Consider the following 23,556-nt stretch of genomic DNA (forward strand, 5'->3'; position numbering starts at 1 on the left):
ACCGCACGTGTTCGTGCACCCTCTGTGCCCTCCCGTACCCCCGGCCCGAACGGTGTGACGGAAATCCGCGAGACCGGACCGACGCCCCTCGATTAGCGTGGGCAGCCGTGACGTGGAGTGCTTACGGGAGTTACCTGGTCATCGTCGTCCTGATCGTGCTCGCGCCCGGTCCCGACACGATGGTGATGCTGAAGAACGCGCTGTCCGGCGGGTTCCGCGGCGGGCTGCTCGCTTCGCTGGGCATCTTCGCCGGCAACGCCGTCCAGGGCAGCGCCGCCGCGCTCGGGCTCGGCGTGCTGATCGCGCGGTCGCAGCCGGTGTTCCTCGCGCTCAAGTGGGCCGGCGCGGCCTACCTCGTCTTCCTCGGGTTCCAGGCGCTGCGCGGCGCGTTCCGCGGCAACTACGACGTCGTCGGCCAGGCGCAGCGCCGTCGCGGTGGCGGGTTCCGGCGGTTCCGCGAAGGGTTCCTCTCCAACGTCACGAACCCGAAGGTGCTGGTGCTGTACCTGTCCGTGCTGCCGCAGTTCCTGACGCCGTCGTCGACGGTCGCCGACTCGCTCGTGCTGGCCTACACCGTCGCGGTGCTCGGCGGGCTGTGGCTGCTGGTGCTGTTGCTGTTCGTGCACCGCGTGCGCGAGTGGCTGGGCCGCCGCCGGGTCCGCCGTACGCTGGACGGCGTGACCGGCACCGCGCTGCTCGGGTTCGGGGCCGCCCTCGCCGTGGAGTCCTGATGACCTGGAGCACCTACCTGGCGTTCGCCGGGATGATGGCGTTCCTGGCGATGATGCCGGGCCCGGACACGATGGTGGTCCTGAAGAACGCCCTGACCGGCGGCGCCCGCGGCGGCGGCTGGGCGTGCGCGGGCATCAGCGTGGCGAACTTCCTGCAGGGCACGGCGGCGGCGCTCGGGCTCGGCGCGGTGATCACGAGGTACCAGCCGCTGTTCGAGACGGTGAAGTGGCTCGGCGCGGCCTACCTGGTGTTCCTGGGGATCCAGGCCCTGCGCGGCGCGTGGCGCGGGGACTACGAGGCGCTCGACGACGTACGGCGGGCGCGCGCGACGCGGGGGCGGCGGTTCCGCGAGGGGTTCCTGTCGAACATCACCAACCCGAAGGTGATCGTGCTGTACCTGTCGGTGCTGCCGCAGTTCCTCGCCCCGGCCTCGACGTTCGCCGACTCGCTGTTGCTGGCGTACACGGTCGCGGCGCTCGGTGTGGTGTGGCAGGTGTTGCTGCTGTTGTTCGTGCACCGCGTGCGGGGCTGGCTGCGGCGCCGCCGGGTGCGCCGTGCGATGGACGGCGCGACCGGCATGGCGCTTCTGGGATTCGGCACGGCGCTCGCCTTCGAAGGCTAGAGCGTCCGGTCCAGCCAGTCGTAGATCCGGCCGGCCGCGAGCCGCTGGGCGCCGACGTGGCAGTGCGCGTCCGCGCCCTCCTCCGCCGTGAACGTCATCAGCGTCTTCGGCGCCTTCAGGTGCGCGTACAGCCGTCGCGGCTCGGTCTCCGCGTCGCCACCGAAGAACAGGTCGTCCGCCGCTTCGCACACCAGCGTCGGGCACTCGATCTTCTCCGCGATGCCGCCTTCCAGCGTGTACTCCAGGTACTTCGCGACGAACTCGCGGTCCGTCGCCGCACCCAGCACGTACCGGCCGTGGTCGCACGCCCAGCGCAGCGTCGAACTGGCTTCGCGGCCCGCGGCGAGGATCGCGTCGAACTCCGCGTCCTCCGCGGCGCGCGCCCGGCGGACGATCTCCTCGCGCGGCCACGGCAGCAGCTGCGTCACCGCGGAACCCGCGTCGTACACGCCGTCGACCGCGACCACCGCCGCCAGGCGGTGCTCGAACGCCGCCGCGCGCGGGGCCAGCACGCCGCCCAAGCTGATGCCCAGCAACGCGATCCGCGCCGGGTCGATCCCGTCGAGCCCCAGCGCGAAGTCCACCACCGGCGTCACGACGTGCTCCCAGTCCGGGCGGAACACGAGCTTCTCGCGCCGGATCGCGCTCGGCTGGCCGGGGCCGTCGAACGTCAGCACGTGGTAGCCGCGCTCGGCGCCCGCACCCGCGCCCATGAAGTGGCACTCCTCGGCGCTGCCGTCGAACCCGCTGTGGATCAGCAGCAGCGGCTTCGGACCGTCGCCCGGCGCGCGGTAGAAGTACCCCCGCAGAACCGTTCCCTCGTAAGGGATTTCGACCGGTTCCGCGACCCCCGCGCGCCGGAAGCACTCGACGCTGCGGTCGTACGCCGACGCGATGCGCGGGTCCGCCGGGTCGCTGTGGAGGAAGAACTCCGCCGAGAAGTAGTACGTCGACGCGCGCAGCAGCAGGTCGCGCGCGGTGACCGGGCCGGCTTCGGCCGCTTCGGCGTACAGCCGGTCGGCCAGGGCGCGGTAGGCGTCGTGCCAGCTGTCGTAGTCGCCGGCCGTCACGGTCGACGCGGCGGCGAGCACCTCGCCGAAGTCCGAGCCGCCGTAGGCCGCGTGGCCGAACAGGCGCAGCGTTTCGAACCAGAACTGCGGGTCTTCGTCGAACAGGATCTGCTTCATCGGATCTCTTCCTCCACAAAGGTTTCGAACGAGCGGGCGGGCCGGCCGGTGACCTCTTCGACGGCCGTGGTGACGCGGTCTTCGGCGCCGCCGCGGATGTCCTCGTCGAGCGCGGCGAGCACCGCGGCGAACTCCGCCGGAATCCCGGACGCGGTCAGGCGAGCGGCGAACTCGGTGGTGCTCACCGCGCGGTGCCGCACCGGATGTCCGGCGTGCGCGGTGATGATCGACGCGGCTTCGGCGTAGCTCACCGCGGTCGGTCCCGTCAGGATGTGTTCGGTGTTGTGCGGTTCGGGGTCGGTCAGCGCGCGGACGGCGACCGCCGCGATGTCGCCGGCGTCGACGAACGCGACCCGCGCGTCGCCGGTGGCCGTGACGATCTCGCCGTCCCGCACGCCCTGGGCCACCAGGTGCTCGCCGGTGAAGTTCTGCATGAACCAGGACGGCCGCAGCACGGCCCACTCCGGGAGGGCGCGCACCAGCCGCTGTAGGTCGCCGAGCCCGGGAGTGTCCGCCGTGACGGCCGAGGAGCTGAGCAGGACGACCCGGCGGACGCCGGCCGCGAGTGCCTCGTCCAGGAACGGCTCGACCAGGCCCGCCGGTGCGACCTCGCCGATCGGCGGCAGCAGGTAGACCGCCGACACTCCGCGCAGCGCCTCCGCGTGCGTCGAACGGTCGGTCCAGTCGAACCGGACCTGACCGGGCTCGCCCGGCTTGCGCGTGGCCGCTCGCGCCGGGAACCCCGCGGCACGCAAACCCGCGACGACCCGGCGGCCGGTGGTGCCGGTGCCGCCGAGCACCAGGACGTCACCCACCGAAGGCCGCCGTCAGCTCGTCGACGCCGCCGAGGACCTCCGCCGCGGCCAGCGGGCTCCAGTAGTCGCGGTAGTGGCGGATGAACCCGTCCTCGAGGGTGATCACCGCGATGTACGACAGCTCGTACGGCTTCCCGGTGGCCACCACGACCCCGGCGACAGTGAACTCGGCGACGACCACGGCCGGGTCGGTCGTCTCGTGCACGGTCTTCGCGACGACCTCGCGGATGTCGAGCAGGTTCGGGTAGTCGCGCAGGTACTCGGTGATCGCTTCGCGCCCTTCGACGCGCTTCGGATAGCCGGGGCCGGCGAACGGGAATTCGAGGACGCCGTCCTCGGCCCAGAGGCCGGCGAACCCGGCCATGTCGTGCTTCAGCAGCAGGTCGATCCCCTGATCGACGAGGTCTCGCGGTCCCATCGAAGCCTCCTTCAGCGTTCGGACGATACGGTGCCGTCCCGACGTCAATATAGTCAGGACGGTACCGTCCCGTCCACCCGCTAGACTGCGCCGCATGGCACGCACCCCGACCGGCGCCGCGGTCCTCCAGCCCGAGGTCACGCAGGCGATCACCGACGCGGTCCTGCACGAGCTCGCCGAACAGGGCTACGGGCGGCTGTCGATGGAAGCCGTCGCGAAACGCGCCGGCGTCGGCAAGAGCGCGCTCTACCGGCGCTGGAAGTCGAAGGACGAGATGATCGCCGCAGTGGTCACGGAGTTCAGCGTGACCCGCGCGGCCGTCGTCGACACCGGGTCGCTGCGGGGCGACCTCCGCGAAACGATGCACGCGCTGATCGGCTGGCTGACGCACCCGCTGTTCTCACGGATCCTGCCGGACCTGGTCGCGGAGGACGCGCGCAACCCCGACCGCACCCGCACCACGCGCGAGAACATCGGCGGGCTCCGGCGCGAGGCCGGCGAGGTGATGCTGCGCCGCGCGATCGCGCGCGGCGAGCTGCCCGAAGACCTCGACCTGGAGATGGCCCTCGACGTCCTGGCCGCGCCGATCTACTGGCGCCTGGTGGTCCGCCGGGCGGAAGCGGAGCCGGATTACGTGGACCGGCTGGTGGAGCTGGCCCTGCGCGCGCTGGGCGCGCAGGGCGCCTGACTCACTTCCGCTCGGGATCGCCGGCGACGCGCTTGATGTTCGCGCCCAGGCGGTTCAGGTTCTCCACGAAGTGCGGGTAGCCGCGGTCGATGTGGAAGACGTCCCAGACCTCGGTGACGCCGTCCGCGCACAGGCCGGCCAGCACCAGGCCGGCGCCCGCGCGGATGTCGGACGCCCAGACCGGCGCGCTCGACAGCGTCTCGACACCGCGCACCACCGCGTGGTGCCCGTCGGTGCGCGCGTCCCCGGAGAGCCGGACCATCTCCTCGATGAACCGGAAGCGCGCCTCGTAGACGTTCTCCGTGATCATCGACGTGCCTTCGGACACCGCCGACAGCGCCACCGCGAACGGCTGCAGGTCGGTCGCGAAGCCGGGGTACGGCAGCGTCACCCAGTCGACCGCCTTCGGGCGCTCGGGCTGGACCACGCGGAAGCCCTTGTCGCCGAACGTCTCGACGTCCGCGCCGGCCAGCTGCAGCTTGTTCAGCACCAGGTCGAGGTGGTGCGGGTTGACCCCGCGCACGGTGATGTCGCCGCGGGTCATCGAGGCGGCGAACGCCCAGGTCGCGCCCACGATCCGGTCGCCGATCACGCTGTGCGTGGTCGGGTGCAGCTGCTCGACGCCGTGCACGGTCAGCGTCGAGGTACCGGCGCCTTCGATCTTCGCGCCCATCTCGGTGAGCATCGTGCAGATGTCGACGATCTCGGGCTCGCGCGCGCAGTTGTCGATGACCGTGGTGCCCTCGGCCAGCACGGCCGCCATCAGGATGTTCTCGGTCGCGCCGACGCTCGGGAAGTCCAGCCAGATCTGCGCGCCGACCAGCGTCTCGGCCTTCGCGACGACGCAGCCGTGCTCGATGGTGCTCGTCGCGCCCAGCTTGCGCAGGCCGTTCTGGTGCATGTCCAGCGGGCGCGAGCCGATCGCGTCGCCGCCCGGCAGCGCCACGACGGCCTGCTTCAGCCGCCCGACCAGCGGGCCCAGCACGCAGACGGACGCGCGCAGCTTGCCCATCGCGGCCGAGTCCGCGCGGTGCGACAGCTCGGCCGGCGTCGTGATGGTGGCGGTGTCGCCCTCGATGACGACCTCGCAGCCGACGCTCCGCAGCACGTCGCCCATCAGCGGGACGTCCAGGATCTGCGGGCAGTTCGTGATGGTCGTGGTGCCCTCCGCGAGGAGGGCCGCGGCCATCAGCTTCAGCACGCTGTTCTTGGCGCCGACCACGTCGACCTCGCCGACCAGCCGGGCTCCGCCATGCACGTCGAAGTGCTCGCTCATGGCCGCCAATCATGCCCTCTCGCCCGGATTCGGCCCGGGCGGGGGCCGCTATGGTGGGTTCATGGTCGTTCGCATCAACCGCGTCTACACGAAGGTCGGCGACAACGGCACGACCGCGCTCGGCGACGGGTCCCGCGTGCCCAAGACGTCCCCGCGGCTGGGCGCCTACGCGGACACCGACGAGACGAACTCGGTGCTCGGGCTGGCGATCGCGGTCGGCGCGCTGCCGGCCGAAGTCACCGATGTGCTGCGTGCGGTGCAGAACGATCTTTTCGACGTCGGCGCGGACCTCTGCCTGCCGATTTCCGACGACCCGCCGTACCCGCCCCTGCGGATCACCGAGAAGTACGTCGAACGCCTCGAAGGCTGGTGCGACGAGTTCAACGACCGGCTGCCGAAGCTGACGTCGTTCATCCTGCCGGGCGGCACGCCGGGCGCGGCGTTCCTGCACCAGGCGCGCACGGTGTCCCGCCGGGCCGAGCGGTCCGCGTGGGAGCTGTACGAAGCGGAGCCGGAGACGACGAACCCGGTGGCCCTCAAGTACCTGAACCGGCTGTCGGACCTGCTGTTCATCCTCGCCCGGCTGGCCAACCCCGAGGGTGACGTGCTCTGGCAGCCGGGCGGGCAGCCCTCCTAGATCCCCCAGCTCTCCCGCAGCGACCCCAGCGCCTGGTGGAAGCCGGGGAACGTCTTCTTCACGCACTCCGGGTCGTCCAGCGTGATGCCCGGCGTGCGCAGGCCCGTGATGCTGAACGCCATCGCGATCCGGTGGTCGCGGCGGCACTTGACCAGCGCGCCCGTGGGCGTGCCCGGCTGGATCTCGATCCAGTCGCGGCCCGTCTCGACCTCGATGCCCAGCGCGCGCAGGTTCTCCTCGCACGCGTCGAGCCGGTCGCACTCCTTGATGCGCGTGTTGTAGACGTCCTCGATGCGCACCGGTCCGGACGCGAAGGGCGCGATCGCCGCCAGCGTCGGGACGGTGTCCGAGATGTCGCGCATGTTCACCGTGACGCCGCGCAGGCCGTCCGACGGGCCGGCGACCGTCACCGAGTCCTCGGCGAGCTCCACGTGCGCGCCCATCTCCCGCAGCACGTCGGCGAACTTCACGTCACCCTGCAGGGCCGACGACCCGAGGCCCGGGATGGTCACCGTGCGGCCGGTGACGGCCGCCGCGGCGAGGAAGTAGCTGGCCGTCGACGCGTCGGGCTCCACCGGGTACTCGCACGCCTGGTACGGCTGCGGCGGCACCACGAACGTCTGGCCCTCGCGGCGGACGTCGACGCCGAACCGGCGCATCATCTCGAGGGTGATCTCGACGTACGGCACCGACACCAGGTCGGTCACCGTGATCCGCAGCCCCTCCGCGGTCAGCGGCCCGAGCAGCAGCAGCGCCGTCAGGAACTGCGACGACAGCCCCGCGTCGAGGGTCAGGTCACCGCCCTTGACGCCGTTCGCGCGGACGGTCACCGGGTGGTGCCCCGGCTCGCCGTGGAAGGTCAGGTCGACACCCAGCTCGCGCAGCGCGTCGGTCAGCGGGCCGAGCGGGCGCCGGCGCATCTGGTCGGACGCGTCGAAGTGGAACGTGCCGGTGCCGGCCGCGGCCAGCGCGGGCAGGAACCGGGCCGTCGTCGCGCCGTCGCGGCAGAAGACGTCCGCCTCGGCGACGCCGGGGCCGGCCGGGCGGCCCTCGATGGTCCACGCGCCCGGCTGCCGGTCGACGCGGTAGCCGAGCTTGACCAGGCCCTCGGCGAAGCCCTCGGTGTCGTCCGAGTGCAGCGGGCGGCCGAGGGTCGTGGTGCCGTGCGCGGCGGCGGCCAGGAACAGGCCGCGGGCGGTGACGGACTTGGAACCGGGGATCTCGACGAGGGTCACGAACCCCAGTTTAGTGGGGCTGGATCTCCGCCATCGGGCCCCAGTCGGAGGCGTCCTGGACGTTGATGATCTGCGGGTTGTCGCTGATGTAGGCACCCAGGTTCTCGACGGCCCACTTGAAGTGGTCGGACCCGACGTGCGCGACGGCCGCGTCCTGGCCGTCGAAGCCTTCGACCAGCACGTAGGTGTTCTTGTCCTCGAGGCTGCGCGACCACTCGAAGAACCGGTTGCCGTCCTCGGCGCGGGTGTTCCGGGTGTAGTCGGCGACGATTTCCGGCCATTCTTCGGCGTGCTCGGGCTTGACCGGGAACTTGACCACGATGAAGATCATGCGCTCAACCGTAAGGCAAAAAAGCGGCCGTGGCTGTCCCAGTTTGAGACAGGGTCAGGAGGCTCGCGGGAGGCGCCGCCCGGGCGGGGCGGACTCGAGCCAGGAGAGGAACCCGGTCAGCGCGCCCGGCCCCATGGCGATCTCGATCGCCTCCTGGGTCTCGGACTCGCAGCGCAGCACGGTCGAGCCTTCGGGGACGGCGTAGGCCTCGGTCCCGGACGGGTCGCGCCGGTCGGCGATCTGCATGCTTTCGCGCTGGAAGACGCGGTCAGGGCCGGTGCGCAGGCTCCACACCCGGTACCAGACGAACTCGTCGCCCTCGTAGCGGCCCAGCCCCAGGTGCCAGCTGGACCGCGCGGCGTCCGGACGCCACCGCAGCGCGACGCTCACGCCCCCGCCGCGGCGCATCCGGATCCACCGCTGGCCGTACCAGGCAGCCAGCACGGCGAGCACGATCAGGAGCCCGACTACCACCACGGTGATCTTCACGGCCCGGCTCCTGCCCGTCTCGCGCTCAGACCGACTTGCCTGCCGCGCGGAGCTGGGCCGAGGCCCTCGCCCGCTCGGTTTCGTCGTCGGCGCTCAATGCCGCCTTCGCCGCGTCGACGTCGATCTCGTCGGACAGCTCGGCGCTCTCGGCGAGGATGCTCACGCCGGTGCCGGTCACGGAGAGGAAGCCGCCGTGCACGGCCGCGCAGATCGTCTCGCCGTCGGTGGTCGTCACCTTGACCACGCCACCCTCGACCAGCTGCCCGAGCACGGGTTCGTGGCCGGCCATGATGCCGATCTCGCCCTCGGTGGTCTGCGCCACCACGAAAGTGGCGGTACCCGACCAGAGACGGCGCTCGACGGCCACCAGCTCCACGGACATCTCGGCCACGTAGCACTCCTTAACTCGGGGTGTTGCCACCGAGTGTAATAGGTCTGTCCCTTGCTATGAGAACGGCGGGGGCCTGAGTCCACAATGGACACCGCCCCCGCCGAGCTCACGAACTCACTTCTTGGTGATTTCCTTGTACTTCTTCTCGAGGTCCTCGAGGCCACCGATGCCCAGGAACGCCTGCTCCGGGTAGTGGTCGAAGTCACCCTTGGTGATGCGGTCGAACGACTCGATCGTCTCCGACAGCGGCACCGTCGAGCCCGGGATCTGCGTGAACGCCTCGGCGACCAGCATGTTCTGCGACAGGAACCGCTCGATGCGGCGCGCGCGCTGAACGGTCAGCTTGTCCTCTTCCGACAGCTCGTCCATACCGAGGATCGCGATGATGTCCTGCAGCTCCTTGTACTTCTGCAGGATCCGGATGACCTCGGAAGCCACCCGGTAGTGGTCCTCACCGACGATGGCCGGGTCGAGGATCGTCGACGTCGACGCCAGCGGGTCCACCGCCGGGAAGATGCCCTTCTGGAACACCGACCGGGAGAGCTCGGTGGTGGCGTCCAGGTGGGCGAACGTCGCGGCCGGGGCCGGGTCGGTGTAGTCGTCCGCGGGGACGTAGATCGCCTGCATCGAGGTGATCGAGCGACCCCGGGTCGAGGTGATCCGCTCCTGCAGCTGACCCATCTCGTCGGCCAGCGTCGGCTGGTAACCCACGGCCGACGGCATGCGGCCCAGCAGGGTCGACACCTCGGAGCCGGCCTGGGTGAACCGGAAGATGTTGTCGATGAACAGCAGCACGTCCTGGTTCTGGACGTCGCGGAAGTACTCCGCCATGGTCAGCGCCGACAGCGCGACGCGCATGCGCGTGCCCGGCGGCTCGTCCATCTGGCCGAAGACCAGGGCGGTGTCGTTGATGACGCCGTCCTCGGACATCTCCAGGAAGAGGTCGTTGCCCTCACGGGTGCGCTCGCCGACCCCGGCGAACACCGACGTACCACCGAAGTTCCGGGCGACACGGGTGATCATCTCCTTGATGAGCACCGTCTTGCCCACGCCGGCCCCGCCGAACAGGCCGATCTTGCCACCCTGGACGTACGGGGTGAGCAGGTCGACGACCTTCAGGCCGGTCTCCAGCATCTCCGTCTTGCCCTCGAGCTGGTCGAAGGACGGCGGGTTGCGGTGGATGCCCCAGCGCTCGAGGTCGTCGCCGTAGCCGGGCTCGTCGAGGCACTCGCCGAGCGCGTTGTAGACGTGGCCCTTGACCTTGTCGCCCACCGGCACGGTGATCGGCTTGCCGGTGTCGGTGACCTCGGCGCCCCGGACCAGGCCGTCCTGCGGCTGGAGCGAGATGGTGCGGACGAGGTTGTCACCCAGGTGGGAGGCGACCTCGAGGGTGACGGTCTTGCGCAGCTGCTCGAACTCGATCTCGACCTTGAGCGCGTTGAACTGGTCGGGCACGGAACCGCGCGGGAACTCGACGTCGACGACCGGCCCGGTCACCGAGACGATGCGCCCCTTGGCGCGCGGGGCTTCAGTACTGGTCATCAATCATCACTTCCTGCTGCGGTGAGCGCGTTCGCGCCACCGACGATTTCGGAGATCTCCTGGGTGATCTGCGCCTGGCGGGCCTGGTTCATCTCCCGCGTCAGGTTGCCCACCAGCTCGTTCGCGTTGTCCGACGCGGCCTTCATCGCCGTCCGGCGGGCGGCCAGCTCGGACGCCGCCGACTCGAGCAGCGCCGCGTAGAGCCGCGTGTTGATGTACTTCGGCAGCAGGGCGTCCAGCAGCGTGTCGGCACTCGGCTCGAACTCGTAGCTGGGCAGCAGCTCGCCCGCGGGCTTCTGCCGCTGCTCTTCCTCGCCGTCGGTGTACTCGACCTCGAGCGGCGCGACGCGCTTGGCGACCGGCCGCTGGGTCAGCATCGACACGAACTCGGTGTAGACGATGTGGATCTCGTCGACACCCGTGATGCCGTCGGCGTTGCCGTGCGCGTCGTCGGCACCGAGCATGAACGACTCGACCAGGGCCTCGCCGGCGGCGACCGCGTTGGCGTAGGCGGGCTGGTCGGAGAAGCCCGTCCAGCTGTCGACGACCGGGCGGTCGCGGAACCGGTAGTAGTTCAGGCCCTTGTTGCCGGTGACGTAGACCTCGGGCTCCTTGCCCTCCGAACGCAGGAGGGCGAGCAGCTCTTCGGTCGCGCGCAGCACGTTGGAGTTGTAGCCACCGCACTGGCCCTTGTCACTGGTCACGACCAGGACGGCGGCCCGCGTCGGGTTCGGGCGCTCGACCAGCATGGGGTGGTCGAGGTTGGCCGCCGCACCGGCCAGCGCCGAGAGCACCTTGGTGATCTCGTCCGCGTACGGCCGGGAAGCGGCGACCTTCGCCCGCGCCTTGGTGATGCGCGCGGTGGCGATGAGCTCCATCGCCTTGGTGATCTTGCCGATCGACTTGGTCGCCTTGATGCGCGACCGGAGTTCCCGGAGTTGTGCGGCCATGAGCTATCAGCTCACTTCTTCGGGGCGGGCTTGTTGACCTTGACGGTCTCGTGCCCGACCTTGTCGGCGTCCATCGCGTCGGCGTCCGCCTCGACCAGGGGCTTGCCCTCGGAGGTGGTGAACTCCTTCTTGAACTCGTTCACCGCTTCGACGACGGCCTCGCGGGTCTCCTGCGGGAACTTGCCCGACTCGCGGATGCCCTTGATGAGGTCGGCGTGCTTGCGGCGGGCCGAGTCGATGAACTCGTGGTTGAACCGGCGGACGTCCTCGGTCGGGACCGAGTCGTAGTGCCCGTTCGTGCCCAGGTACACCGTGAGGACCTGCTCCTCGACCGGGATCGGCGAGTACTGGGGCTGCTTGAGCACCTCGTACAGCCGCGCACCGCGCTCGAGCTGCGCCTTGGAGGCGTCGTCGAGGTCGGAGGCGAAGGCCGCGAAGGCCTCCAGCTCGCGGTACTGCGACAGGTCGATCCGGAGCGAGCCCGCGACGTCCTTCATCGCCTTGACCTGCGCGGCACCACCCACGCGGGAGACCGAGATACCCACGTCGATGGCCGGGCGCTGGCCGGCGTTGAACAGGTCCGACTGGAAGAAGCACTGGCCGTCGGTGATCGAGATGACGTTCGTCGGGATGTAGGCCGACACGTCGTTGGCCTTCGTCTCGATGATCGGCAGGCCGGTCAGCGAGCCGGCACCCAACTCGTCCGACAGCTTCGCGCAGCGCTCCAGCAGGCGGGAGTGCAAGTAGAAGACGTCGCCGGGGAACGCCTCGCGGCCCGGCGGGCGGCGCAGCAGCAGCGAGATCGCGCGGTAGGCGTCGGCCTGCTTGGTCAGGTCGTCGAACACGATGAGGACGTGCTTGCCCTCGTACATCCAGTGCTGGCCGATGGCCGAGCCGGTGTACGGCGCGATCCACTTGAAGCCGGCCGAGTCGGACGCGGGGGCCGCGACGATGGTGGTGTACTCCAGCGCGCCGGCGTCCTCGAGGGACTTCTTCACGGCGGCGATCGTGGAGCCCTTCTGGCCGACCGCGACGTAGATGCAGCGGACCTGCTTCTGCGGGTCGCCGGTCTCCCAGTTGGCCTTCTGGTTGATGATCGTGTCCACGGCGACGGCGGTCTTGCCCGTCTTGCGGTCACCGATGATCAGCTGGCGCTGGCCGCGGCCGATCGGGGTCATCGCGTCGATGGCGGTGATGCCGGTCTGCAGCGGCTCCGACACCGGCTGGCGCTCGACCACCGAGGCGGCCTTGAGCTCCAGGGCGCGGCGGTCGGTCGTCTCGATGTCGCCGAGACCGTCGATCGCCTGGCCCAGCGGGTTGACGACGCGGCCGAGGTAGCCGTCGCCGACCGGCACCGACAGGACCTGGCCGGTGCGCTTGACCTGCTGGCCCTCTTCGATGCTTTCGAAGTCACCGAGGATCGCGGCACCGATGGAGCGCGCGTCCAGGTTCAGCGCGACGCCGAGGACGCCGCCGGGGAACTCGAGCAGCTCGTTGGCCATGGCCGAGGGCAGGCCCTCGACGTGGGCGATGCCGTCACCGGCGTCCACCACGATGCCAACTTCTTCCCGGCTCACGTCCGGGGCGTAACTCGAGACGTAGTTCTCGATCGCGCTACGGATCTCATCCGAGGAGATCGTCAGCTCGGCCATGTCTTTCCCGCTCTCGCTTCGTTCTTGCCAGTATGCAAAGTCTTGTGTGACCCGGCGCTATGCCCGGGCCAGCCGCCTGCGCAGCGCCGCCAGCTGACCCGCCGCGCTCCCGTCGATGACCTCGTCGCCGACGCGGACGACGAGCCCGCCGCCGAGCCGGGGGTCGACCTCGACGTGCAGCGCGATCGGCCGCCCGTAGAGGGCGTCGAGCTTCGCGCCCAGCTGGGCGGTCTGCTCGTCGGACAGGGCGTTGGCGCTGGTCACGTAGGCGACCGAGCGCTGACGGCGTTCCGCGGCCAGCTTGACCAGCTTGTCGAGCCCGATGCCGACGCCGCGGCCCTTGGCCCGGCGCACCACCTGCTCGACGAGGGTCTCGGTGACCACGTCCACCTTGTCGGCGAACAGCCCGCGCACCAGGGTGCGCTTGGCGTCGGCGGGACCGGCCAGGTCGGAGAGCGCGGCCTCCAGTTCCGGGGCGCCGGCCACGATCCGCGCGACCTGGAACAGCTGGGACTCGACGGCGTCGACGTTCCCGGTCTTCTCGGCCGCGGTGAGCAGCGCCGAGCGGCCGAGCTCCTCGAGCCCGTCGGTCAGCTCACGGGGGCTGGACCAGCGGCTGCCCGCCACGGTGTCGAGCACCTTCAGGGCGGGTTCGGACAGCTTGCCGTCGAACAGCCGGCGCACCAGCCCGGTGCGCGCCTCCGGCGCCGTCGAAGCGTCGCTCACCGCCCGGCGCAGGCCGATCTCCCCGTCCAGCAGGTCGACGACCGAGAGCAGCTCGTCGCCGACCGTGGCGGCATCGGCTCCCGCGTCGGCCAGAACCTCGCCGAGGCGTTCCTCGGCGAGGCCGAGCGCTTCACGGCTCGCAGCATGCAGCGTCATCTCTGGTTACTTCCCCGCTCCGTTGGAGGCACCGGCGGTCTCCAGCTCCGCGAGGAACCGGTCGACGGTGCCACGACGGCGCGCCTCGTCTTCGAGCGACTCACCGACGATGCGGCTGGCCAGCTCCACGGCGTTGCGGCCCATGTCGGCCCGCAGCTCGGCGATGATCTGCGCCTTCTGGGCCTGCAGCTGGGCCTGCCCCTGGGCGACGATGCGCTGGGACTCGGCCTCGGCCTCGGCCCGCAGCTCCGCCTTGATCTGCTCGGCTTCGAGCCGGGCGTCGTCGCGGATCTTCGCGGCTTCGCTCCGGGCTTCCTGGAGCTGAGCCTTGTACTTGGCCAGCGCCTCTTCGGCCTCGGCCTGGGCCTTCTCGGCCTTCTCGATGCCACCCTCGATCTTCTGCGCACGCTCTTCGTACGCGGCCTCGAAGCGAGGGACGACGTACTTCTTGAGGATGAACAGCAGGATGAGGAAGGCGACGATGCCGAGGATCAGCTCCGAGATGTCGGGGATGATCGGGTTGTGCGTTTCGCCCTCTGCGGCGAGGACCAAGGCACTGTTCAGCACGGCGTCTCCTTAAAGCGATGAGCCGAGGACTCAGGCGGCGGAGGCGATGAAGTAGATGACGATGCCGATCAGGGCGAGCACCTCGGTCAGAACGAAGGTGGAGAAGCCGATGCCCTGCAGCTTGCCCTGCGCCTCCGGCTGACGCGCGGTGCCGTTGATGACGGCGGCGAAGATCAGACCCACACCGATGCCCGGGCCGATCGCGCCCAGGCCGTAGCCGATCGCGGCGAGGCCGGGGTTGATGTTGACAGCCTGCTCGGCGGCCTGGGCCAGAACGATGTTGCTCACGTGCGTTTCCCTTCACTTCGGTCCACGCGCTCGCGTGGATCGGGGGCTTGTGTTCTCAGTGCTCCGACGCCAGCGCGGCGCCGATGTACCCAGCCGACAGCAGGGCGAAGATGTAGGCCTGCAGCACCTGGATGAAGGCCTCGAGGAACGTCATGCCGATGGCGAAGATCCATGCCACCAGCGACACCGGCTTCAGCGCCCAGCTCGACGTCTCGGTCAGCAGGAAGGTGCCGCCGAGGGTGAACACCGCCAGGATCAGGTGACCCGCGAACATGGCGGCGAAAACACGGATGGCGAGCGTCAGCGGGTTGAGGAAGAACTTTTCCGCGAACTCGATCAGCGAGAAGAGCGGCAGCACCGCCTTGGGGACGCCCGGCGGCGCGAGTTCCTTCTTGAAGTACCCGGCGAAACCGTGCCGCTTGAAGCCGGCGTAGTGGTACACGGGGTAGACCACGAGGACCGCGAGCGCGACCGGGAAGCCGAAGCGCGCCATGGTCGGGAACTGCAGGACGGGGATGATCCCGTAGAGGTTGTTCACCAGCACGAAGGTGAACAATGCGAAAACGAGCGGCACGAACGGCTTGAAGTCCTTCGAACCGATCTGCTCGCGAGCGATGTTGTTGCGGCTGAAGTCGTAGATCGACTCGGCGACGAACTGCCCCTTGCTCGGAACGACCTTGAGCTTGCGGGTCGCCAGCAGGAAGTACGTCGCGATGATGACCACCGAAAGCACGACGAGCAGCATCGGCTTGGTGACCGAGCCGAACAACGGCGGCAACTCGAAGCTTTCGGCGCCGGGCGGCGCGAATACCGCACCCTCGGCCAAAACCAGCGCGCCCACTGGGCTCCTTCCGGTTCTCCCGGCCGGCGTTCACTCCGCCGGGGGAATCGTCACGATCTGGACTTAACGTACCCGATACGTATCGGGACGTCGGAGGCGGCTACCCCACGGTCCGCAGAACACACCTTCACGTTCTGCACACGGGGTTGTCTCGCGTGAACACTGCCCTGCTGTCTACTTCGGACCAGCGGCGGAAGAGGCGGAACTACACGGTCGCCACACTGCTGATCGCGGTTCGTCTTGGGGAGTGCGCGGTCGAGGCCGCCACCCTTGACGCGGACCATACCAGCAGGTCAATCAGTGCCGTACACGCGTACTCCATACCCACCGATCAGCCCAGGACCTAAGTCCCGGGTCGATCCGGGACCCAGGTCCGGGACCGGGCGGGACCGGTCCCGCAACGGCGCAGGCGGCGGGTCCCGGCGGCGTTTCCGGCCGCGCACGAAGGCGCACTTTCGTGACGCCGGTCACACTCGGGCGGCCGCAGCGCGATTCACCGTGAGTAACGGAAGTCCGCGGCAAAACGGACGGCGTCAGGAGGGGATGATCGTCGGGATCTTGGTCTTGCGGAAGGCGGCGAACTCGGCCGCCGCGGCCACCAGGATGGCGACGATCATGGTGATGCCGAGCGACATCGGGTGCAGCGCGGTGACGCCCTTCAGCAGCGTCAGCGCGCCGAACAGCAGGACGACCTTCACGACGTAACCGCCGAGCGCGATGACCATGACGAACATCGGGTCCTGGCCCGCGCTGAAGCGCATCAGGCCCAGCGTCGACAGCGACGCGAGCATCGCGAGGACCGCGCCGACGAGCGAGCCGAGGAAGCCGGGCAGGCCGTTGAGGATGCTGAAGAGCACGATGCAGACGAGCACCGCGGGCGGGGTGACGAGCAGCGAAGCCTTCGTCATCGCGCGGGCGGCCTGCAGCACCACCTTGGCGTGCGGGTTCTCCTGCGCTTCGGTTTCGGTCTCGCTCACGGCTGGCTCCCTGCTCGGTTCAGCCACCGAGTGTAGAGAACCCGGCCGGTCAGGTTCCGGGCTGGTTGCGCGAGCGCAGCCGCGGCACGATCGAGACCACCACCGCGAACACGAGCCCGACCCCGATGATCCAGAGCGCCGCGGCGTCGTCGAACAGCGTCACCGACACCGCGCCGAACGCCAGGATGCCCGCCCACAAGTAGATGAGCAGCACCGCGCGGCGCTGGGAGTGGCCGATCTCCAGCAGGCGGTGGTGCAGGTGCATCTTGTCGGCCGCGAACGGGCTTTCGCCGCGGCGCGTGCGGCGGACGACCGCCATGATCAGGTCCAGCAGCGGCACGAACAGCACCGCCGCCACTACCACCAGCGGCGAGAGCAGCGCGATCGCGTCCTTGCCGCTGAACTGCGGGTACGGCACGCGCCCGGACGCCGAGGTCGTCGCGCCCGCGAGCATCAGGCCGATCATCATCGACCCGGAGTCGCCCATGAATATCTTGGCGGGCTGGAAGTTGTACGGCAGGAACCCCAGACACGCGCCGGCGAGCGTGGCCGCGATCAGCGCCGGCGGGTACGTGCCGACGTCGCCGCCGGAGCTGTCGAGCAGGCCGAGGGAGAACGCGCACGTCGCCGTGGCGGCGATGAACCCGAGGCCGCCGGCCAGCCCGTCGAGGCCGTCGACGAAGTTCATCGCGTTGACCATCACCACGACCATCACGACGGTGAGCAGCGCGCCCTGGTTCTTGTCGAGCACCAGCACCGAGCCGAACGAGTCGCCCTGCCCGCCCCACGGCACCCAGAACGACACCCACTGCACGCCGAAGATGACCAGGATCCCGGCGCACATGACCTGGCCGGCCAGCTTCGTCCAGGCGTCCAGCTCGAACCGGTCGTCGAGCGCGCCGATGAGCGAGATGACCCCGGCGGCGAGCAGCACGCCGACCGAGTCGAACGACGCGTCGAAGCCGTGCGACAGCGCGGGCAGCTGGTGGGCCAAGCCCATCGCGCCGGCGACGCCGAGGAAGATGCCGATCCCGCCCATCCGCGGGATCGGGGCCACGTGGACGTCGCGGGCGCGGGGGTTGGCGATCGCGCCGACGCGGATCGCGATCCGGCGCACGACGCCGGTGAGCAGGTAGGTCACGGCCGTCGCGGTCAGCGCGACGAGGATGTATTCCCGGATGGGGAGAAGACCGGATGTGGGCGGCACGGGTGCGTCACGCTCGCGGGGTCGGGGTCACCCGCGACACGCTATCGTGCCGCGGTTTCGACCGTGATCCGGCTTCAGGCCAACGATTCCGCGGGTACACCGAGCACCTCCGCGATGGCGTCCTTGCGCACGGCCCCCTCGCGCAGCACCACCGGTTCGGTGCCGGTGAGGTCCACGATGCTGGACGCGACGGACTCGCCGCTCGACCCGCCGTCGAGGTACACCGCGACCGAGTCGCCGAGCTGTTCCTGCGCTTCCTGCGCGGTGCTGGCCGGCGACCGGCCGGAGACGTTCGCGCTCGAGACGGCCATCGGGCCGACGTCGCGCAGCAGCTCCAGGGCCACCGGGTGCAGCGGCATCCGCAGCATCACGGTGCCGCGGGCGTCACCGAGGTTCCACTGCAGACTCGGCGCGTGCGGGAGCACGATGGACAGATCGCCCGGCCAGAACGCTTCGATGAGCGCACGCGCCTGCGGAGGCACGCCGAGCACCAGGCCGTCCACAGTGGACCAGGACCCGACGAGCACGCCGACCGGCATGTCCGGGCCGCGGTTCTTCGCGCGCAGCAGAGCTTGCACGGCACCGGCGTCGAAGGCGTCGGCACCGATGCCGTAGACCGTGTCGGTCGGCAGCACGACCAGCCTGCTCGACCGCACCGCGCCCGCGGCCGCCGCCAGTCCGTCGGCCCGGGACTCCCGCTTGCTGCAGTCGTAGACCACGCTCATGGTGGCCAAGGGTAGTCCGGCGGCCGGCGGGGGCGCTCGCCGCGTCACACCCGCCGGGGGCGCCCCCCGTCTTCCACGCTACCGGCGAGCACCGACAGTTTCCGGCGCTCCCGGCGCGGGTGGCCGGAGTTGTCCACACGCCCGGCCCCAAACGACGTGAATGAGTCATTCACGTCGTCTGGCGACATGAATGAGTCACTCATGTCGCCTGGCGCCTGGGTTCCGGCAAAGTCAGGTCAGCGCGGCCGATCCGGTCGCCCGCACGTCATGAACGGGTCGTTCACCTCGTCAGACGACATGAACGACCCTTTCATGACATCGCCGCGACGCCGGACAGACCGCGCGGCCACGGCTTGCCGGCGAGTCCCGGCTACCGCGCCGGGCTGACAATCCGGCCAGACTTTCGTCGTGGGGCAAGCGGGTAAACCTCGCCGCGAGGCAGAACCACGACAGCGGGGCTCAATACGGTCGATCTTCGGGAACCACCACCCCCGTGGGTTCCCAGTGAAGGAGCCGCAGATGCGCCCCAGAACCCCGAAAGCGCTCGCCCTGCTCGCCGCGGTCACCGTCCTCACCGGGCTCGGCGCCGGCACCGCCGCCGCCGAGCCGCTCACCCGTGACTGGCCCGCCCCGATCGACGCCGCGCACTGGGAGAACCAGGACCACATGACCTGGTCGGACTACCGCAAGGTGCCCGGCACGAACTGGGCCGATCCGTCCCTGAAGCCGACCCAGCGCACGTTCAAGGGCGCGGTCGTCCTCGCCGACTACCCGGACCAGGACTTCGTCGTCACGAAGCCGGCGAACTCGACGATCTTCGGCAACCCCGGCCCCGCCGCCGCGAACATCCCGCGGGCCGGCGTCGCGCAGTACTACCAGGACTTCCTCAACAAGCCCGAGGCGCTCAACAACGGGCACACGATCAACGAGTACTGGATGGAGGACTCCGGCGGCCGCTTCGGCGTGCAGCTGACCGCGTTCGGGCCGTACCGGATGCCCGGGAAGTCCTACGAGTACGGCATGGAGTTCCAGCCGAGCGCCTGCCCGCCGGGCGCGAACTGCACCCGCGACATCCGCAAGGACGCCGGCGACGCGTGGCGCGCCGACGTCGGCGACACCGCGAACCAGTTCGACTTCGTCTTCTACCTCTCCGCCGGCCAGGACGAGAGCTCGACCTGGCAGGAGTTCGGCGAGATGAAGTTCGGCACCAAGGAGAGCGTGCCGGACGCGTTCGGCCCGCCGAACCACGACCTGCCCAACTACGCGGCGACGCGGTACGTGCCGTGGACGTCGTGGGCGTCGGCCGCCAGCATCTGGCCGAACGCGCAGGACGGCAGCTCGGTGCAGGCCGAGAGCTCGGGCCAGTCGACCTACGCCCACGAGTTCAGCCACATCCTGGGCATCGGCGACAACTACAACAACCCGTTCGGCATGCCGCCGTCCCGCAGCTACAGCGGCCCGTGGGACATGCTGTCGCGCGGGACGTTCAACGGCCCGGGCGGCCCGCACACGCGCTGGCAGATCCCGGCGACGCAGGGCAGCTCGATGGGTGCTCAGCACCAGCTGCGCAACAAGCTGAAGCTCGGCATCGTCGACCCGGCGGACGTCCTGCAGCTGGACCGGAACGAGCTGGCGAAGACCGGTCCGGTGTCGGCGCGCATCACCGCGCGCGAGACGGAGGCGCAGCCCGGCGCGTTCACCGGGATGAACATCAAGCTGACGGGCGGCGACAAGGCGCCGAAGTGCGACCGGGCGAAGGACCCGTTCTGCGACGGCGGCGGCTACGACAACTACACGGTCGAGGTCGTCGACCGGATGGGCGCGGACTCGTTCGCCCCGGACTCCGGCGTCATGATCACCAAGACGAAGAACAAGGACAACGCGCCCTTCGACTGGGTGATCGACGCGAACCCGCAGGACATCGGGATCACCGACTACACCAAGCCGGACGGCACGCCGGTCAAGATCACCATCGGTGACTACCGCCAGCTCAACGACGCGCTGTTCAAGGCGGGCACGGAGGCGGCGAGCCCGTACGAGTACACGGACGAGGCGAACCGCCTGCGGTTCCTGATCACGGACCTGGCCCGCGACCGCCACGGCGTGCTGTCGTACACGGTGACGGTGGCGTCCCTGGACGGCTCGGGCAGCCAGGCCCGTGGCGCGGCGGTCACCCCGGCACTGCCGGCGTTCGCCCGCGGCGGCCTCGCGACGTGCGACTTCGGCCTGCTCAACACGGGCTCGGCGCGCGGTGCGCAGGCACCGTACGACACGGACACGTACCGGTTGAGCGTGTCGACGGACGCTCGCGGCTGGGAGGTCCGCTTGCCCAACGAACTGGCCACGGCGAAGTTCGGCGGGCACGTGAAGGTGCCGGCGTACGCGAAGCGGTCGTCCGGCGGAGACCTGGCGGCGAGGGTGAAGCTGACGGCGACCTCGGTGAGCGACCCGGCCAAGACAGCGACGGCGAGCTGCACGGCGTTCGGCTTCTGACGATCGGTTCAACTGCTGGGCTTGGCGTGGTGAATGACTCATTCATGTCGCCTGACGACATGAATGAGTCATTCACGGCATCCAGCGCGGGCGAGGCTGCTCAGCCCAGGCGGCGGGCCGTGACGAACCGGGCCCGGCCCGTCAGGTCCGCGTGGTCCTCGACCCCCGTCAGCACCCGCCGCGCCCGCACCAGCGCCGGCACCGCCGAGCCGTGCGTGTCGTCGTGCTCGATCGCCAGCCCACCTCCGGGTCGCAGCAGCCGGGCCCCGGCCGCGATCGCGTGGCGGATCACCGCCAGCCCGCTCTCCTCCGCGAACACCGCGCGCGGTGGGTCGTGCTCCGCGACCTCCGGCGGCACCGGCGTGCCCTCCGGGACGTACGGCGGGTTGCACAGCACCAGGTCGACCAGGCCGTCGAGCTCGGCGAACATCGTCGGGTCGCCGATGTCGCCCGAATACAGCCGGATCGGGGTGTTGCCCGCGTCCGCGTGGACGTCCGCGTTGTGCCGCGCCCACGCCAGCGCCTGCGGGTCGACGTCCACCGCGTACACCACCGCGTCCGGCCGTGCGTGCGCCACCGCCAGCGCCAGCGCGCCCGAGCCGGTGCACAGGTCCACCACCACCGGGAACTCGCGCCCCTGCAGGAACTTCACGCCCCACTCGAGCAGCAGCTCGGTCTCCGGGCGCGGCACGAACACCCCCGCGCCGACCGCTACCGTGATCTCCCCCAGCGCGGCCCAGCCCGTCAGGTACTGCAGCGGGATCCGCTTCGCGCGCTGCTGGACGAGCTGGCCGATGGCCTCGATGACCGGCGGGTCGACCAGCGGCACCATCGGCAGCCGCCCGCGGTCGACACCCAGCACGTGCGCCGCGATCACCTCGGCGTCGAACCGCGGCGACTCGACGCCCGCCCGTTCGAGAATCCGGGTGGCCTCGATGATGGCCAGGCGCAGCGGCTGCCGATTCACTCGTCGTCCTTCACCTCGTCAAGCCTGGCACACCAGGCGGAACTCCCCCGTCAGGACACGCGCCGGTCCCACACCCCTCAGCGTATCGAGACCCCCTCACCCGCATGACAAACAGCCGTGAAACACGGGTCACCGCCAGAATGGATCCGCGCGGGGACGCTTCCGGCCCGCCACCGCGCGGATATCCTGGCCGGAGCGTCGCCGACCCACCAGGGAGCGCCAGTGCCGACCGAGCCGACCACGCGCCGCCGGGTCGCGTTCATCTTCCCCATCTACAACGAGGAAGCGAACATCGACCTGCTGCACCGCACGGTCGACGAAGTGACCGCGCCGCTGGCCGGGCGGTACGACTTCAGCTTCATCTACGTCGACGACGGCAGCCGCGACGCGTCCCTGGACCGGCTCACCGAGCTGGGGGCGCGCGACCCCCGCGTCACGGTCGTCGAGCTGTCCCGCAACTTCGGCCACCAGATGGCCGTCACCGCCGGGCTCGACCTGGTGGACGCCGACGCCGCGATCATCATGGACAGCGACCTGCAGGACCCGCCGCGGGTGGCCCTCGAGCTGCTCGAGAAGTGGGAAGAGGGCTACGAGGTCGTCTACGCGCAGCGCCGGTCGCGCCGCGATCCGCCGTTCAAGCGGTTCACCGCGAGCGCGTTCTACTGGTTCCTGCAGAAGATGGCCGCGGTCGAGATCCCGAAGAACACCGGCGACTTCCGGCTGGTCGACCGCAAGGTCGTCGACGAGCTGCGCAAGTACCGCGAACGCGACCGGTTCCTGCGCGGGCTGGTCAGCTACGTCGGGTTCCGGCAGACGGCGGTGCTGTTCGACCGCGACCGCCGCAACGCCGGCGTCACCGGCTACCCACTGACGAAGATGCTCCGCTTCGCCGCCGACGGCATCCTCGGCTTCTCGACGACGCCGCTGCGGATGATCACGCGGATGGGGTACCTGATCTCGCTGCTGAGCTTCCTCGGCGTGCTCTACGTCGTCGGCGTGAAGCTGTTCGCGCCGGAGACCGCGGTGCCCGGCTGGGCGTTCATCACCATCGCGATGTTCTTCCTCGGCGGGATCCAGATCATCATGCTCGGCGTGCTCGGCAGCTACATCGGCCGCACGTATTCGCAGGTCCAGAACCGGCCGTTGTACACCGTGGCGTCGGTGCGCACCGGTGCCGGCGACCGGAGCGCCGCCCGATGAGGTTCGTCACGGCCACGCAGGTGCGCTTCGGGATCGTCGGCATCGGCAACACCCTCGTCGACGCACTCGGCTACGCGCTGCTGGCGACGCTCGGCGTGCCGACGTTCGTCGCCAACTTCATTTCGACGACGGCCGGCATGCTGCTGTCGTTCACGCTGAACCGGAACTTCACGTTCCGCGCGAAGGACGGCGACATCCGGAAACAGGCGCTGCTGTTCTTCGGCGTGACGGCGTTCGGGCTCTGGGTCGTGCAGTTCGGCGTCATCACGCTGGCCGGGCGGCTGTTTCCGGGCGTCAACCTGCTGATTCCGAAGGGCGCGGCGATCGTCGTCGGGCTGTTCTGGAACTACCTGCTCTACCACTACGTGGTGTTCCGGCACCGGCCCGTTTCGCCCGTTCCCGGTGCAGCGCCCGCCGACTCTGCGTGATCTCGTACGCTCTTCC

At 70.0% G+C, this 23,556-nt stretch carries 26 protein-coding genes; 7 read left to right on the forward strand and 19 right to left on the reverse strand.

The window, feature by feature from the left end:
• The first annotated feature begins 107 nt into the window (after positions 1–107).
• The gene (locus ABFJ78_RS35785; RefSeq protein WP_436391658.1) at positions 108–731 is read left to right on the forward strand and encodes a LysE family translocator; all 624 of its coding nucleotides are present in this window, start codon (positions 108–110) and stop codon (positions 729–731) included.
• A complete protein-coding gene (locus ABFJ78_RS35790; RefSeq protein ID WP_436391660.1) occupies positions 731–1,354 on the forward strand; it encodes a LysE family translocator in 624 nt (207 codons plus the stop codon). Before ABFJ78_RS35785 ends, ABFJ78_RS35790 begins: the two co-directional genes overlap by 1 nt.
• On the opposite strand, the gene ABFJ78_RS35795 is transcribed toward ABFJ78_RS35790, so the two are convergent.
• Genes ABFJ78_RS35795 through ABFJ78_RS35805 form a run of 3 tightly spaced genes read right to left on the reverse strand, consistent with a single transcriptional unit; the run spans position 1,351 to position 3,774 of the window.
• Positions 1,351–2,541, reverse strand: coding sequence for an alpha/beta hydrolase family protein (locus tag ABFJ78_RS35795; RefSeq protein ID WP_436391662.1), 1,191 nt, complete (start codon positions 2,539–2,541; stop codon positions 1,351–1,353). The genes ABFJ78_RS35790 and ABFJ78_RS35795 overlap by 4 nt on opposite strands.
• Complete coding sequence (locus tag ABFJ78_RS35800) at positions 2,538–3,356, reverse strand: NmrA family NAD(P)-binding protein (protein ID WP_436391664.1); 819 nt, start codon at positions 3,354–3,356, stop codon at positions 2,538–2,540. Before ABFJ78_RS35800 ends, ABFJ78_RS35795 begins: the two co-directional genes overlap by 4 nt.
• Positions 3,349–3,774 carry a nuclear transport factor 2 family protein gene (locus ABFJ78_RS35805; protein WP_436391666.1) on the reverse strand — a complete coding sequence of 142 codons (426 nt, stop codon included), beginning with the start codon at positions 3,772–3,774 and terminating at the stop codon, positions 3,349–3,351. The genes ABFJ78_RS35800 and ABFJ78_RS35805 overlap by 8 nt, the downstream gene beginning before the upstream one ends.
• Before the next feature lie 94 nt (positions 3,775–3,868).
• On the opposite strand from ABFJ78_RS35805, the gene ABFJ78_RS35810 reads away from it, so the two are divergent.
• Complete coding sequence (locus tag ABFJ78_RS35810) at positions 3,869–4,462, forward strand: TetR/AcrR family transcriptional regulator (protein WP_436391668.1); 594 nt, start codon at positions 3,869–3,871, stop codon at positions 4,460–4,462.
• Between the two features lies 1 nt (position 4,463).
• Here ABFJ78_RS35810 and murA read toward each other — a convergent pair whose 3' ends face one another.
• On the reverse strand, positions 4,464–5,738 hold the full coding sequence (murA, locus tag ABFJ78_RS35815; RefSeq protein ID WP_436391670.1) for a UDP-N-acetylglucosamine 1-carboxyvinyltransferase: 1,275 nt from the start codon (positions 5,736–5,738) through the stop codon (positions 4,464–4,466).
• 61 nt (positions 5,739–5,799) lie between these two features.
• On the opposite strand from murA, the gene ABFJ78_RS35820 reads away from it, so the two are divergent.
• A complete protein-coding gene (locus ABFJ78_RS35820) occupies positions 5,800–6,375 on the forward strand; it encodes a cob(I)yrinic acid a,c-diamide adenosyltransferase (protein ID WP_436391672.1) in 576 nt (191 codons plus the stop codon).
• Here ABFJ78_RS35820 and aroA read toward each other — a convergent pair.
• The 14 genes from aroA to ABFJ78_RS35890 form a co-directional block, all read right to left on the reverse strand.
• Complete coding sequence (gene aroA / locus ABFJ78_RS35825; RefSeq protein WP_436391674.1) at positions 6,372–7,610, reverse strand: 3-phosphoshikimate 1-carboxyvinyltransferase; 1,239 nt, start codon at positions 7,608–7,610, stop codon at positions 6,372–6,374. The genes ABFJ78_RS35820 and aroA overlap by 4 nt on opposite strands.
• A gap of 10 nt (positions 7,611–7,620) precedes the next feature.
• A complete protein-coding gene (locus ABFJ78_RS35830; protein WP_436391675.1) occupies positions 7,621–7,941 on the reverse strand; it encodes a putative quinol monooxygenase in 321 nt (106 codons plus the stop codon).
• A 54-nt stretch (positions 7,942–7,995) separates the two neighbouring features.
• On the reverse strand, positions 7,996–8,430 hold the full coding sequence (locus ABFJ78_RS35835) for a DUF2550 domain-containing protein (RefSeq protein WP_086672635.1): 435 nt from the start codon (positions 8,428–8,430) through the stop codon (positions 7,996–7,998).
• A gap of 25 nt (positions 8,431–8,455) precedes the next feature.
• Complete coding sequence (locus ABFJ78_RS35840) at positions 8,456–8,821, reverse strand: F0F1 ATP synthase subunit epsilon (protein ID WP_436391677.1); 366 nt, start codon at positions 8,819–8,821, stop codon at positions 8,456–8,458.
• A 114-nt stretch (positions 8,822–8,935) separates the two neighbouring features.
• On the reverse strand, positions 8,936–10,363 hold the full coding sequence (gene atpD / locus ABFJ78_RS35845; protein WP_364452811.1) for a F0F1 ATP synthase subunit beta: 1,428 nt from the start codon (positions 10,361–10,363) through the stop codon (positions 8,936–8,938).
• Complete coding sequence (locus tag ABFJ78_RS35850) at positions 10,363–11,313, reverse strand: F0F1 ATP synthase subunit gamma (protein ID WP_436391680.1); 951 nt, start codon at positions 11,311–11,313, stop codon at positions 10,363–10,365. Before ABFJ78_RS35850 ends, atpD begins: the two co-directional genes overlap by 1 nt.
• An 11-nt stretch (positions 11,314–11,324) precedes the next feature.
• Positions 11,325–12,965 carry a F0F1 ATP synthase subunit alpha gene (gene atpA / locus ABFJ78_RS35855; protein WP_436391682.1) on the reverse strand — a complete coding sequence of 547 codons (1,641 nt, stop codon included), beginning with the start codon at positions 12,963–12,965 and terminating at the stop codon, positions 11,325–11,327.
• Between the two features lie 57 nt (positions 12,966–13,022).
• Positions 13,023–13,847 carry a F0F1 ATP synthase subunit delta gene (locus ABFJ78_RS35860; RefSeq protein WP_436391684.1) on the reverse strand — a complete coding sequence of 275 codons (825 nt, stop codon included), beginning with the start codon at positions 13,845–13,847 and terminating at the stop codon, positions 13,023–13,025.
• Positions 13,848–13,853: 6 nt separating this feature from the next.
• Entirely contained in the window at positions 13,854–14,414 is a 561-nt protein-coding gene (locus ABFJ78_RS35865) for a F0F1 ATP synthase subunit B (protein ID WP_436391686.1), read from the reverse strand.
• A 30-nt stretch (positions 14,415–14,444) separates the two neighbouring features.
• The gene (locus ABFJ78_RS35870) at positions 14,445–14,702 is read right to left on the reverse strand and encodes an ATP F0F1 synthase subunit C (protein ID WP_026468506.1); all 258 of its coding nucleotides are present in this window, start codon (positions 14,700–14,702) and stop codon (positions 14,445–14,447) included.
• 55 nt (positions 14,703–14,757) lie between these two features.
• On the reverse strand, positions 14,758–15,543 hold the full coding sequence (gene atpB / locus ABFJ78_RS35875; protein WP_436391689.1) for a F0F1 ATP synthase subunit A: 786 nt from the start codon (positions 15,541–15,543) through the stop codon (positions 14,758–14,760).
• Between the two features lie 533 nt (positions 15,544–16,076).
• Complete coding sequence (locus tag ABFJ78_RS35880) at positions 16,077–16,520, reverse strand: hypothetical protein (protein ID WP_086672652.1); 444 nt, start codon at positions 16,518–16,520, stop codon at positions 16,077–16,079.
• A 49-nt stretch (positions 16,521–16,569) separates the two neighbouring features.
• Positions 16,570–17,727: a glycosyltransferase family 4 protein gene (locus tag ABFJ78_RS35885; RefSeq protein WP_436391691.1), complete on the reverse strand. Its 1,158-nt coding sequence runs from the start codon at positions 17,725–17,727 to the stop codon at positions 16,570–16,572.
• A gap of 74 nt (positions 17,728–17,801) precedes the next feature.
• Entirely contained in the window at positions 17,802–18,452 is a 651-nt protein-coding gene (locus ABFJ78_RS35890; protein WP_436391693.1) for an L-threonylcarbamoyladenylate synthase, read from the reverse strand.
• A gap of 519 nt (positions 18,453–18,971) precedes the next feature.
• Here ABFJ78_RS35890 and ABFJ78_RS35895 point away from each other — a divergent pair.
• Positions 18,972–20,945: a M6 family metalloprotease domain-containing protein gene (locus ABFJ78_RS35895; protein ID WP_436391695.1), complete on the forward strand. Its 1,974-nt coding sequence runs from the start codon at positions 18,972–18,974 to the stop codon at positions 20,943–20,945.
• Positions 20,946–21,045: 100 nt separating this feature from the next.
• Here ABFJ78_RS35895 and prmC read toward each other — a convergent pair whose 3' ends face one another.
• Complete coding sequence (gene prmC / locus ABFJ78_RS35900; protein ID WP_372664113.1) at positions 21,046–21,912, reverse strand: peptide chain release factor N(5)-glutamine methyltransferase; 867 nt, start codon at positions 21,910–21,912, stop codon at positions 21,046–21,048.
• A 222-nt stretch (positions 21,913–22,134) separates the two neighbouring features.
• On the opposite strand from prmC, the gene ABFJ78_RS35905 reads away from it, so the two are divergent.
• Positions 22,135–23,112, forward strand: a complete 978-nt coding sequence (locus ABFJ78_RS35905; protein ID WP_436391697.1) for a glycosyltransferase family 2 protein — start codon at positions 22,135–22,137, stop codon at positions 23,110–23,112.
• A complete protein-coding gene (locus ABFJ78_RS35910) occupies positions 23,109–23,540 on the forward strand; it encodes a GtrA family protein (protein ID WP_436391699.1) in 432 nt (143 codons plus the stop codon). The genes ABFJ78_RS35905 and ABFJ78_RS35910 overlap by 4 nt, the downstream gene beginning before the upstream one ends.
• Positions 23,541–23,556: the final 16 nt, after the last annotated feature.

Origin of the sequence: Amycolatopsis sp. MEPSY49 (assembly GCF_051337345.1) — a bacterium.
Taxonomy (GTDB): domain Bacteria; phylum Actinomycetota; class Actinomycetes; order Mycobacteriales; family Pseudonocardiaceae; genus Amycolatopsis.

What these genes read in the sequence shown, in the direction of transcription:
- ABFJ78_RS35830 (WP_436391675.1), bottom strand. Translation starts at nt 7,941, where the DNA reads ATGATCTTCATCGTGGTCAAGTTCCCGGTCAAGCCCGAGCACGCCGAA.
- atpD (WP_364452811.1), bottom strand. Translation starts at nt 10,363, where the DNA reads ATGACCAGTACTGAAGCCCCGCGCGCCAAGGGGCGCATCGTCTCGGTG.
- ABFJ78_RS35805 (WP_436391666.1), bottom strand. Translation starts at nt 3,774, where the DNA reads ATGGGACCGCGAGACCTCGTCGATCAGGGGATCGACCTGCTGCTGAAG.
- atpA (WP_436391682.1), bottom strand. Translation starts at nt 12,965, where the DNA reads ATGGCCGAGCTGACGATCTCCTCGGATGAGATCCGTAGCGCGATCGAG.
- murA (WP_436391670.1), bottom strand. Translation starts at nt 5,738, where the DNA reads ATGAGCGAGCACTTCGACGTGCATGGCGGAGCCCGGCTGGTCGGCGAG.
- ABFJ78_RS35795 (WP_436391662.1), bottom strand. Translation starts at nt 2,541, where the DNA reads ATGAAGCAGATCCTGTTCGACGAAGACCCGCAGTTCTGGTTCGAAACG.
- ABFJ78_RS35810 (WP_436391668.1), top strand. Translation starts at nt 3,869, where the DNA reads ATGGCACGCACCCCGACCGGCGCCGCGGTCCTCCAGCCCGAGGTCACG.
- ABFJ78_RS35790 (WP_436391660.1), top strand. Translation starts at nt 731, where the DNA reads ATGACCTGGAGCACCTACCTGGCGTTCGCCGGGATGATGGCGTTCCTG.
- ABFJ78_RS35860 (WP_436391684.1), bottom strand. Translation starts at nt 13,847, where the DNA reads ATGACGCTGCATGCTGCGAGCCGTGAAGCGCTCGGCCTCGCCGAGGAA.
- ABFJ78_RS35820 (WP_436391672.1), top strand. Translation starts at nt 5,800, where the DNA reads ATGGTCGTTCGCATCAACCGCGTCTACACGAAGGTCGGCGACAACGGC.
- ABFJ78_RS35890 (WP_436391693.1), bottom strand. Translation starts at nt 18,452, where the DNA reads ATGAGCGTGGTCTACGACTGCAGCAAGCGGGAGTCCCGGGCCGACGGA.
- ABFJ78_RS35850 (WP_436391680.1), bottom strand. Translation starts at nt 11,313, where the DNA reads ATGGCCGCACAACTCCGGGAACTCCGGTCGCGCATCAAGGCGACCAAG.
- ABFJ78_RS35910 (WP_436391699.1), top strand. Translation starts at nt 23,109, where the DNA reads ATGAGGTTCGTCACGGCCACGCAGGTGCGCTTCGGGATCGTCGGCATC.
- ABFJ78_RS35895 (WP_436391695.1), top strand. Translation starts at nt 18,972, where the DNA reads ATGCGCCCCAGAACCCCGAAAGCGCTCGCCCTGCTCGCCGCGGTCACC.